This is a genomic window from Belliella marina, assembly GCF_042682445.1.
GTDB classification, from domain to species: Bacteria; Bacteroidota; Bacteroidia; order Cytophagales; family Cyclobacteriaceae; genus Belliella; species Belliella marina.
Window position 1 is genome coordinate 1 of the sequence record NZ_JBHUHR010000032.1, and the last position, 12,140, is coordinate 12,140.

The 12,140-nt window shown below is 40.4% G+C and carries 9 protein-coding genes; 4 read left to right on the forward strand and 5 right to left on the reverse strand.

Features of this window, described 5'->3' with window-relative positions; genetic code table 11:
- Positions 1-1,490: 1,490 nt before the first annotated feature.
- From ACFSKL_RS11765 to ACFSKL_RS11775, 3 genes are all read right to left on the reverse strand, one after another.
- On the reverse strand, positions 1,491-2,219 hold the full coding sequence (locus ACFSKL_RS11765; protein WP_376886436.1) for a hypothetical protein: 729 nt from the start codon (positions 2,217-2,219) through the stop codon (positions 1,491-1,493).
- 4 nt (positions 2,220-2,223) lie between these two features.
- Positions 2,224-2,583: a hypothetical protein gene (locus tag ACFSKL_RS11770; RefSeq protein WP_376886437.1), complete on the reverse strand. Its 360-nt coding sequence runs from the start codon at positions 2,581-2,583 to the stop codon at positions 2,224-2,226.
- A gap of 403 nt (positions 2,584-2,986) precedes the next feature.
- Positions 2,987-3,265 (reverse strand): helix-turn-helix domain-containing protein, encoded by a 279-nt coding sequence (locus ACFSKL_RS11775; protein WP_376886438.1) that lies wholly within the window; start codon positions 3,263-3,265, stop codon positions 2,987-2,989.
- 745 nt (positions 3,266-4,010) lie between these two features.
- On the opposite strand from ACFSKL_RS11775, the gene ACFSKL_RS11780 reads away from it, so the two are divergent.
- The 4 genes from ACFSKL_RS11780 (at position 4,011) to ACFSKL_RS11795 (ending at position 11,173) form a co-directional block, all read left to right on the forward strand.
- Complete coding sequence (locus tag ACFSKL_RS11780; protein WP_376886439.1) at positions 4,011-4,319, forward strand: hypothetical protein; 309 nt, start codon at positions 4,011-4,013, stop codon at positions 4,317-4,319.
- Positions 4,320-4,849: 530 nt separating this feature from the next.
- The gene (locus tag ACFSKL_RS11785) at positions 4,850-6,499 is read left to right on the forward strand and encodes a TlpA family protein disulfide reductase (protein WP_376886440.1); all 1,650 of its coding nucleotides are present in this window, start codon (positions 4,850-4,852) and stop codon (positions 6,497-6,499) included.
- 2 nt (positions 6,500-6,501) lie between these two features.
- Positions 6,502-9,672: a SusC/RagA family TonB-linked outer membrane protein gene (locus ACFSKL_RS11790; protein WP_376886441.1), complete on the forward strand. Its 3,171-nt coding sequence runs from the start codon at positions 6,502-6,504 to the stop codon at positions 9,670-9,672.
- 157 nt (positions 9,673-9,829) lie between these two features.
- Entirely contained in the window at positions 9,830-11,173 is a 1,344-nt protein-coding gene (locus ACFSKL_RS11795; RefSeq protein ID WP_376886442.1) for a RagB/SusD family nutrient uptake outer membrane protein, read from the forward strand.
- A gap of 55 nt (positions 11,174-11,228) precedes the next feature.
- Here the strand turns inward: ACFSKL_RS11795 and ACFSKL_RS11800 are convergent, their stop codons facing one another.
- Both ACFSKL_RS11800 and ACFSKL_RS11805 read right to left on the reverse strand, forming a co-directional pair.
- A complete protein-coding gene (locus ACFSKL_RS11800) occupies positions 11,229-11,498 on the reverse strand; it encodes a hypothetical protein (protein WP_376886443.1) in 270 nt (89 codons plus the stop codon).
- Between the two features lie 231 nt (positions 11,499-11,729).
- Positions 11,730-12,140 (reverse strand): MauE/DoxX family redox-associated membrane protein (locus ACFSKL_RS11805; protein WP_376886444.1); only part of this gene is annotated, 411 nt, incomplete at its 5' end.

The window sequence follows — 12,140 nt, forward strand, 5'->3', positions numbered from 1 at the left end:
CTAAAATCGGCCTTGCTGAGAGACTAGTAATTTACAAAAAATCTTGCCACGATGCTCTCAAACGTTAGCTTACGAAATCAACTTTTTTAAAGTAGGGGGAATTGTGGCTAACGATTTCTCTACGCCATTATGGCGTAGAGCATTCCAATTCGGAGAGATAGGTGCCATTATGGCGTCTATATCTGAATTATCAAACCTACTCAATCCTCCTCAAACATAAAATACCAACTACAGGGTATTTTTCACTGAAAAACTTTTTATTTTCAACACAAACCGCCTGATGCGGGCAGGACGACGGAGATCCGGGCCGGCGGTGGCATTGTGGGCAGATAGGATATCTCCGTCTTGATTTTTTGGTTACTTTTTGCATCAAGGCAAAAAGTAAAAACCACGTCACTGGGAACTGGGATACAAATTAGTCTAACAAAATGGACTATCCGACTGCATAGAGCTTCCACAATAAGCGGTACAGGCTGTATGAAATGCCAAAGCATTCGTGAATACCATAAATATAACCACCATGAACAATCGAGAGATTCATCCCGATAGCTCGGGAGTATCTCCCGCATTGCGGGACAAGTTGTGAGAGGTTTAGGGGTGGGATTCCCCTTTACCTCGACTATCGGTTTTTTTATTTCTGTATTTATCATAATCAGGATCATCAAAGACTTTTCCATCAATTCCTGAATATCACTCATTTGATTTTGGTTTTCAAAAAAGAACTTCTTTTTATCTGGAAGATTAAGAAAGTTCATTGTCTCAATCGCTAGAAAAGCAGAGTAAACCAAAGAATCACTCATAAGTCTCAAATAATGACCCGTGTTAGCCTTCTCTTTTTCTTCTTGTGATCTAGATTCTCGTTCCTCAATGATTAGCACTCCTGTCTCATCTCCGTGCATCACAAGACTACTCATTCAATAACTGTGAGCAAGGGTAATTAGCATTTCTAATGGCTTTCCTTTATTCTCTATTGATATGGATAGAATGATTTCGGAAAACGACCATTTATGCTCTAATCTTTGTCTATCAGGCTTAGGCCACTTTTCACGAAGTTCTTTTTCCAATTCCTATGGAAGAACTAAAGGTGAATATGCAAGATCATGAATTTCACTATCACCAAAGAATTCAAGATTCTTTTTAGCTTGAGTTGATTGCTTGATGGAGCTTACCTCTGCGAGCAAGTTCCAATATTAATTAATACGTTTAGTCCGTTTCTCTTCTTTGGCTGTTGAAATAAACATGAATTTCACAAAAGTTTCAAGAGCAGAGCGGAGTACAATTTCAGCATCCCAAAGTCGATCACTGGTTGTAAGAGTTGTAACAGTTTCTAGTCTGGAAATAATGAACTTTATTATAGGAAAGACTTGATTGACCTCTTCAAGATTTTCTTTAATAATTCGAAAGAATTCAATATTGTTTATATTTATAGCCTCGAAATACCTTTCAGTGATTATTCGTTTGTCTTCGATCCAACCCATATTATTAAAATCTTATTTTTTCATTCTGATAAAATGTTTCATGAATGAAGATGTGATTTCAAAGATAAATTCAACTTCTTCTTCAATTACTTTATCATCATGTTTAATGTAGGTATTTTGATACTTGGTGAAGTATTCAACGAGTTTTTGAAACATGTTGCCTAATTCTTTTGACCCTCCATTGCTTTGAATAAAAGATCCAAGGTCACTTAGTTGGTTTTCAAGTGATTTTGAATTACTCAAAATTTCTCTGACAAGCTTTTCAAGAGATAATCTTAAGTCATCAAGTAAATTACGTTCAAAAATCGAGTTCTTGAATTTTTGTAACGCATCTTCATATAACTTTAGTGGTTCATCATAACCATGAAGCCAATGTTTAGTTTCATCAATTAGAATTTTATTAACACTATCCGTTTCAGTACTTAAATTCCCAAACCTGGTAATTAGTTTTATTTTTAGATCTTTTGCTTTTGCATTGTCTGTAAACTGTTCATGTTCGCAGAGTTCTTTTATGACCTTAAATTGTTGCTCTGGAGAAAATGCTTCCAAGTTCTTTTTTAGGGCAAATCGTTTATTAGGAACAGAACCATCTGAAGGAAAAGGGGAAGTTGGATAAGGTATATCAGCACCAAAATCAAAAGCATAGGATGAACAAAGAGATGCTATTTTAGAACCACTTAGTCCTCCTTCTGTTTCGCCTAAAATCTCAGATGCTTGATTTATAAAAGTACTTGGTATCATTTCTTTAGTTCACAGGTTCATTAATGATTTCATCGATTACAAACTGATTCTCTGAAGGCACAATAATTGAAACCACAGTTTTCTTCTCTCTTTTTGCTTCTGTGATAGGAGCTGACTCTGAAAAGGATTCTAAAATTTCTTTTTTTAATGAATCAATTTCATCGAAATTCAAAAGCTTTCCTATTCTATAATTTGAAAGCGTAATTTCTTGGCTTCCATAATTATTTCGTAAAATTGCTCTTAATTTATTTGCGAAGTTGTTGTGAATTTGACTACAATCGTATGAAACAATTACTTCAAATTGTTTTCTCTTTGCTCTAAACTCTTCGAACGTGTCAATATATTTTCTCATTTGTTTAGACATAGCTAAAAGTTTTTTCTATTCATTTTTAATTGCCGATAACAGTTTGCTCTCCGAAACTTATGCGTATGGCATGCTATACGCATAAGTGTTGCGGATATTTCTTAATTATCTCCAAACATAACCAATCCGATCTTAACTTGAAATACCAACTACAGGGTATTTTCACTGAAAAAACTATTTATTTTCAAAACTAACCGCCTGATGCGGGCGGGACGACGGAGATCCGGGCCAGCGCTGGACTAGAGCGCAGATATGCCTGTCCCGACGTATGACGAGAGATATCTCCGTCTTGATCTTTTGTTACTTTTTGCATCAAGGCAAAAAAGATGAAAGATTTATTTAAATAAAAAATAGACTTAATTTTTCTAGCCACAAGTGATATCCTGCGATGAAAATATTTACACTATTTATTCTTTTTAGGTAAGGGAGGGATGTAATCAGGATTTAATTCAAAATCAAAATCTAATAACTCTTTTGGATGGACACCTAAAGCTATTGCAAATCTATAAATTTCACTTGTGCTAAAATTTGTCTCAGCATTGATAACTCGCCCAATTTGCCTAACATCATTTAAGTGCATTCTTTCTGCTAAAATCTCATGTGATAAATTCTTTGATTTCCTGATTGATTCAATCCTTGAACCTACTAATTTTAAAAATTCTATGTTTTTAAATTGCCCCACAATGCAATGTTTGAAAAAATATTAAAAAAATAACAGGACATATTTGTCGTGTTTAGATTTATTTATTAAATTTACCGATGTCAAATGATGGAAAATCTTTTCATTTTGACAAAATTGCGAATGTAATTTTAATAGCATTTGCACTTAAGCGTCTCGTCTTAGAAAACTGGTAATTTGAAGAGGAACGGGATAATTAAGTGAGAATGCTCACGCCATTGGCGTGGGCTACTTGCTTTCTTGTTCCTCAGGTATACCAGTACCTCTAAGACAGTTAGTAAGACCCACGCCTCTTTTTTGGAAGCACTTCTTACTTACTTTATAGACATTCTAATATATAATTGAGTAAGATGGAACAGATAGTTGAAATATTTTCTAAGCTTCAAAGTAGCCCCAATCCTTTGATTTTGGAGAATAGCAGTTATCTGATTCGATTTTTCTCTCGAAAGTTAAGCTTGTTGGAAGTTCTAAAAAATATTATCAAATCTCCGGTTTGATAATTAAAATTTGAAAGGTAAAAAAGGTTAAACTTAATTTCTTTCAAATTCTTCTATTTTCAAGAGAGACGGGGCATCTACTTAGATACGTTTTTCCAAGGTCGATACGCCATGGATGTACCCGCACCCTTTCCGGAACTATAGCTACTGCAGGAGCACTGTCGGGAAGGATCCATATTCTAATTTCTTATTCGTCAGGAGCATTTCCCTGTTTCTGGACCCAGTTGGAGAAAACACAGGTTTTTTCCAGGATGGAAGGGGTATGTCTTGTTTTTGAGATGCGAGAAGCTAGAGATGAGAGACTAGAAGCTAGATGCGAGAAGCAGAGAAGAAAAAGTGTACAAAGTACGATCCGCCACGGCGGACAAGTTGTACAATCCACCACGCCTGTACGCCGCGGCGTAGCGGACAAGTTGTACAAAGTATTAAAGTCTGTCCTTCAACATTGTGGGAGGACTATCAACCCTAGTTCGAGACATCTCCTACGCCTCCCTGAGTTGGGAGGTAAACTCGATGTGACTGCCCTTAAAATTGATAACCTATTCAACCAAATAATCTAATCCGCCACGGCGGACAAGTTCCTCCAATCCATAACCCTATGAATCTCACTAGACCCCCAAATCATAAATCTTCCAATTCCGATAAATCGGGACAAGCTCTTCAAACACTGTAATCCCTGAGGCATTCCCCGTCCAACTTTCTTTATCAAGGTTAAGCGATGAATATAAACCCAAGTAGTACGGAGACACAGAAGGTGACGATGCTACCGGACGGAGGGGTGGGGCTGAGCACAGTCCTGGCCGGCTTTGATTCCACTATACCGTAGGCCGGCCACCTTTGTTTTGAGAGGCAAGAGGTAAGAGACAAGAGTCAAGTACAAATGGAAGATGCGAGAGGCTGTAGACTGTGTTTAAAATAAACAGATTGGGCCAATGTTGGAATGAAAATTTTATTGACACTATGCTAAGAGAGCCATTAAAAACACCGGAAGAAAGCGAACCACCTCGCCTGATTGCTATACTGATCATCATGGGCAAAAAGAGGTGGGGGAATTTGAGTATATAAATAAAACCAATTAATCACGAAAAATATGGAAAAGAGAAAAATCTTCTTGTTGGCATTGCTTTGCCTCATTGGGAAGGGACTTTATGGACAACAGATTTCAGAGAGGCATTCCACACAACTGAAGGTAGTGGCCCCAAACAATGTGGTGGGCGACAACCTTCCGGGTGTCCATGGGCTCCCGATAGTAATCTATGGTGTGGTAAGGGACAAAGACCATCGTCGATTTATGAATATCCATTATTGGGATGAGCTGATAGATCCCGAATACCCCAGGGATATCCAAGCCTATCAGGACTCCCTCCAATTTGGCAATACACTGCAGGGTTTGTGGCATGGGTTTGACAAAGTATTCAGGTTTGTGCTCCCTTCCGTGAATAGGCCTTCCTATATTACCTTGTTTGATTCGGGCAAGACATACCTTGAAAGATATCTGGTGGAACCTGGGGATAGTATCAGGATACAGTTTGACAACATCAGTTCGAGAATTTCCTTTGCCGGTCCCGCATCCCCAAAGTTCAAATGTCAGCAGGAATTGGATAATGCTTACCATCATATGGTATTGGAAAAACCAAGTAGGCCAATAATGATCTCAAATAAACCTGTGGATGAAGACCTCAAGCGTTTTGTTGAAGAACACAACCAGTCTTTTGCCAAAAAGGTAATCCCGACAAAGGATCTTAAACAGGCTCTAAGTTCTCTTCAAACGCCTGAAATTGAATTGTTCGAGACTGAGGTTGAGCGGATTTTGTCGGGTTATCGAGACCAAATGCCGGAGGGGATTGTGAGTTTGCTGAAGCAGGAATACTTTTCCAAGGCACATTTTTATACCATCAACAATTTCCAAAGATATTTCTTGCCGAGGGCCATCAAATCGACGGACATGGATATATCAGATGATTACAAAGAATTCTTTTTCAAAAAAATATATCCGTTGAGGGAGAAACTGTGGGATGATTCCGGCAATTCCTACCATGCTGCCAAGGCGATGGATATCATTATGAGGGCTGAGGCAACCTTATCAAACAAAGGTATGCCTGAAATCTGGGCGACAGTTCCCAAGGGTAGATTCCGGGATAAAGTAATTGCCACCTACCTGATGGACAAACTGATCATGATGGATAAGGGTGTAGGGATACTGCCAGAATCATTGGCCCTTGTGGAGGGACATGACATCCGGGAAAAGGTAATGGGAATCTATGGGAACAGCTCATATGGTTCAGCCCTGTTGGAGGCAGAGTTTTATGGTCTGGAAGGTGAGACGGTCAGTACTTCCAGCTTCTCTGGCAAAGTAACACTTATAGATTTTTGGTACACTGGGTGCAAAGCCTGTATCCAATTGAATGAAAGCCTTCTGACTCCACTGGCAAATAAACTATCAGGTGTAGAAGGTTTTCAGATGGTTTCCATTTCAGCTGACTCCAATCTGGAAAAATGGACTAAGAGCCTAAATGGAGGAAGGTATTCCCCGGCTGAGGCAGTCCACTTATTCACAGGGCAGGATGCTTTGGCTCACAAGTTTCTCAACTACTATGATATCAGGTACTTTCCTTTTCTGGTCATTTTGGACCACAGGGGGAAGATCCACAAGATGGGGTTTGAAAACCCTGATTATGAGGGGATCCATTTGATCATTTGCGAATTGCTAAATAAATACCAACCAAACAATAAATTCTGATTATGAAAAAAATATTACTGTGTTTTTTTGTGCTCTTATTTTATACGCAGGTAAGGGCACAGGATATAAGTCAATTTCAGGTTTCGGGCTTTGTATATGACAGCCTAACCAATGAGCCTATTCCCGGAGCTTTGGTTGAAATAAATGATTTGGGGAAAAGGGTGATTACAGGTGTGGAAGGGGAGTATTCATTGTCTGTTGGGCAGGGAAGGCATATTGTAAGTGTAAGCTTTTTGGGGTTCGAAAAGAGAATGTCACAAATCAATGTCCCAGGCCAATTGAAGTTGGATATTTATTTGGTTCCAGGGGATTTGTTGATGGAATCGGTAGAGGTAGTGTCCACAGGATACCAGTCTTTACCCAAGGAGAGGGCTACAGGTTCATTTGTCGTATTGGATAAAGAGCTTGTCAACAGGAGGGTAAGCACCAATCTGATCGACAGGATGGAAGATGTGACTGCCGGGATGATATTCAACAGGTCTGGTCCAGCCAGTGACCCGATAAGCATTAGGGGAAGGAATACCATATTTGCCAATACGATGCCCCTTGTGATCGTTGATGGTTTTCCCTATGACGGGCCATTGGAAAACATCAACCCCAACGATGTGGAAAGCATTACAGTCCTCAAAGATGCAGCTGCAGCAAGTATATGGGGGGCAAGGGCCGGCAACGGGGTGATAGTGGTCACAACGAAACAGGGGACTGTTTCAAAACCTGCGGTTACATTCAATTCAAACATAAATATTACAGAATCCCAAGACCTGTTCTATAGGCCTCAGATGTCTGTGACAGATGTAATTGAAGTTGAGGAAATGTTGTTTGCCAGAGGTTTCTACAATGCATCCGAAAATTCGTTGAACAGGCCGGCATTGTCACCTGTAGTGGAGACTTTGATTGCCGAAAGGGAAGGTTTGATTTCGGGTGGGGAAGCAGGTTCTAGAATAGATGCATTTAGGGATATGGATTCAAGGCGTGATTTGTCAAGGTATTATCATCGGCCATCGGCCAACCAGCAGTACTCCTTGGGAATTACGGGTGGCACTTCCATCCATAAATACGCAATATCGGCAGGGTGGGATCAAAATTCGGAAAATATCACTGGGAATTCCAATTCCAGAAAAACCCTTTCCATCAACAACAACTGGAATTCAAGGGATGGCAGGTTGAGTATGGGATTGGGGGTATACTATACTAAAAGAAGCAGGGACATCACCACCGAGGTTCCGTCCATGTACCTTTATGAAACCCTTGCGGATGCCTTGGGCAACCCATTGCCCATTATCCAAAAGTACAACACAAGATATGTCCAAAGTGAAGCTGTTGCCGGGTTGTTGGACTGGTCATATGTCCCGTTGGACGAAATAGGCCGTCATTCAAATAGAAATTCCTCGGATGATTACCGTTTAAACCTTTCTTTGGGCTACAAAGTACTGAAGGGTTTAAAAGTAGAAGTACTCTATCAATATTGGCAGAACAATTCAAAGGGAGAAAATTTTAGGGATGAGGCACTTTTTAGTGTTCGGGACCAGATAAATATATTCACACAAACCAACCCGGACGGGAGTCTGGACAGGGCAGTACCCATGGGAGGTATTTTGGATTTGAATATGGTGAATTCAATGAGCCATACATTAAGGTCCCAAGCATCTTATTCCAAAAACTGGGGCAATCACTCCATAAATGGGATAATGGGATATGAAGTCAAAGATTTTGAAGCTTTATCCAACACTACAAGGTATTACGGGTATGATGACCAGTTGGGCATCAGTAGGCCGGTTGACAACATCAGCAGGTTTCGGCAATTCCATAATGGATCACTCGCCACAATTTTCCCGGGTATAGGCCATAGTGGGATGGTTGATAGGTTTTTGTCATATTACACAAATGTGGGGTATAGTTATTCAGGCAAATACCTCGTTACGGTGAGTGCCAGAAAAGATGCTTCCAATTTGTTTGGTGTAGAAAGCAACCAAAGGGCGGTGCCTTTGTGGTCACTTGGAGGTGGTTGGGTTATCAGTGAAGAGGACTTCTTCAATCTAACATCTATTCCTTATGTGAAGCTTAGGGCATCTTATGGGTATAATGGAAACATTGATAAATCACTGACGGCATTCACTACAGCACAATTTTTCACCATTTCGGGAAATGCCTTGCCTTCAGGAGAATTGGGAGCGAATATTTTAAATCCGTCCAATCCATTGTTGAGGTGGGAAAAGATACGGATTTCCAATTTAGCACTTGATTTTGAGAGCAGAGGGGGCAGACTGAGCGGATCGGTCGATGTTTTCAAGAAAGTAGGTGAAGATTTGATTGGAGATGCCCCAATCCCAACCTCTACCGGGTTTTCAAGGTTTAGGGGCAATACAGCCAATACAGAAAGCAGGGGGATGGATTTTGAACTCCAAACAAAGAATCTGGTGGGCAACTTTAAATGGCAAACGAATTTCATGTATAGCCACCTGAAGGAAAAAGTGACCAAATATTTCTTTAAAGGGACAGCCATCAATTATCTTGAACTGGGTAACCTGCCTTTTGAAGGCAAGCCGCTTTTTGGCATGTACAGCATCCCCTGGGCCGGCCTGAACCCCGATACAGGAGATCCAATGGGTTTCTTGGACGGGGAACCAAGCAATTCCTATTCCCAAATCCTTAACTCAATGACACCAGAATCGATTCAATTCCATGGGTCAAGAAGACCGACTTCCTTTGGTGCCATCAGAAATACTTTTCAGTGGAATGGTTTTTCCCTATCGATTAATGTGTCATATAGACTTGGGTATTATTATAGAAGGGAATCTGTGAGATACCAAAGCATTCTGAATGGACAGGGAGGGCACCCTGATTATGCTGATAGGTGGCAGGTTTCCGGAGATGAGGAATTTACTTCGATACCCTCAATGCCTTCCTCAGTAAATATATTGAGGGATAATATTTACAATTATTCAGATATTCTGATAGAAAGGGGAGATCATATTCGGTTACAGGATATCCGGATAGCCTATAACATCAAGAGTAGCATAATTGGAAATCTACCTTTCAGAGGTGCGGAAATTTATACGTATGCCAATAACCTGGGGATTTTATGGAAAGCTTCCAAAGACCCATTGGATCCGGACTTTAGGACGATGCGGCCATTGCGCAGTATAGCAGCTGGAATAAGGTTGGATTTTTGACATTGATCAAACGTATTCCCCCAGCTCCAAATTACAGGAAAAAATAATAGACAGAAAATCCCTGGGTTTTCTTTTTTCTGAGATTGGATATGAAATCCTGAAAAAAGCTGTTTCTGTCTGTCTAACCAAATTATACAAATAATCAAGATATACCAAAATGAAAACCTATAAAAAAATACTCATAATTGCCTTCCTGCCCATAGTGGTGGGTTGTGAAGGTTTTTTGGACGAGAAACCAAACAAAAGTATCACTGTCCCTGAAAATATTGAGGATCTTCAGGCTTTGTTGGACAATGTAAACGTATTCAACCTACATCCCATATTGGACATAATTGCCGCTGACGAGTATTACACCACTCCGGGAGGGTTTGCTTCCTATGGAAGTTCAATGATCCAAAGATCCCACATCCGTGAATTTGAAAGTGTTTTTGAGGGGTTTACAGTTGCTACCGAGTGGTTGAATCTGTATGCCCAGATTTATTATTCGAACATCTGTTTGGAAGTTTCCGGGAGTATAACGCCTAAAAATGACCATGAAATAAAAGCTTTGGAAAATATTGTTGGATCGGCTTATTTCAAGAGGGCAACTGCTGTTTTCAATCTTCTGAAAAACTACGCTTTACAGTACGATCAGACAACATCTGCTACTGATTTGGCCATACCGTTTCCTTTGGTTCCTGATATAACCAATTATAGTGAATTCGGTTCGGTGGAACAGGGTTATGCCCAGGTAATTCAGGATCTGGAATCAGCCCAACAGTTTTTGCCTGATCAGCCGAAATATAAAAGCCGGCCATCAAAGAAAGCGGCATTTGCTTTATTGGCCAGGACATATTTATCGATGAATGATTTTGCGAAAGCACAAACCTATTCGGAGAAGGCGATGGAATCGGGTGTAAACCTACTGGATTTTGAAACCTTAAACCCAAATTTAAACTACCCGGTACCGTTGGCAAATAGCGAGGTGATCTATCATTCAAATGCTTTTCAATTTGGGTTTGGCATCAACCGTGAAACAAGGATTGATACTTCACTATATAACTCCTATGATGAGTTGGATTTAAGGAAGAAAGTATTTTTCGTCCGTAGAAACAATGATGCGATTAATTTTAGGGGTAGTTTTTCAGGGACTTTCCATTTGTTTGGCGGATTGACAGATGCCGAGTTGCTTTTGATTTCGGCGGAATCAAAAGCAAGACAGGGCAATCTGAAAGGTGCCGCTGGAGATGTTTACATGTTATTGGAAAGCAGGTATGAAAAAGGTGCTATAAGTATGGACGAAATATTGGAAGTAAGTGATATGCTGTCCTTTGTTTTGGGTGAGAGAAAAAAGGAGCTCGTTTTCAGGGGGTTGAGGTGGAGTGACTTGAAAAGGTTTGCTTTGCTTAATCCCAATGATGTAGATTTAAAGAGGGTTTTAGGAGATGAGGTTTTTGTTTTTGACCCTAAGCCAGAAAATTTTGTATTCCCCATACCAGAAGAAGAAATTAATTTAAGATAGTTAAAAACACCCTTTCCATACTTTTGGAAAGGGTGTCGATACTAATTAGGATCCATTATTTCCTTGAACCGGTATAAACAAATCGGCCGTTTGGAGATTGGGGATGAGGGGTTTCCAATGAGGAGTCAAGGTAAACACAGGTCTCTTCGATCGCTAAATTACATAGGTAATCACCGCTTTCAAATTCCACCTCTATTGGTTCAGAGTTTGGTGTCTCTTGGCCCCATACCATTTCCTGATTGATTGGCTGCGTAAATGCAAAAGCAAATACGGCAGCGAGCATGAGTACTCCTCCACGTAGGAGGTTTTTAACTGAATTTTTCATAATTGAAATTGTTTTGATTGTTAATGTTCCTGCCAATTTGGATTTTGAGAGGGTTGGCTGGTTTGGCCCCCTGCCGGTGCTAGCCTAGTACCTGGTATTAGGGATAGCGTGAATGTCTTTGGGTTTGGGGAATTTCCGCCACGGCGGACAAGTGTCCCGATTTATCAAGATTGGAAAATTGTAAGATTGTAAGATTGGGTTTCTCGCAGATTTTCCGGGGTTTTGTGGATTTTATTTTTGGAGATTGACTTTGTGTTTTTGTATATGTGGTGGACTGTGGTTGCAGAGGTAGGCCGCCAAGAGTGAGATGGACAGGAATGTGAGGTTGAACATAAGGTGTTGGGACCAGGTGAGTTTGGAGACTACACCGCCACAAGTGCATGGGATCCTTCCAAATATGCCTGTCATCACGATGGCTATATAGGCTGTGAATGCGGCCATCATCAGTAGGCTGAGGTATATCCCTCTAAGCCTCCACTTGGGGATCACCAATAGGAATGCTGTAATCAATTCTATCGGTGGCAATGTGTAGAAGATAATCTCTACCATCCAAGGTGCAAACACCTGGTTTCTTAGGGAGTGGTAGGTTTCCTGCCAAGCGATGATTTTGCTGGTGCCTGTATACAGGAAGAGGGCTGCCAA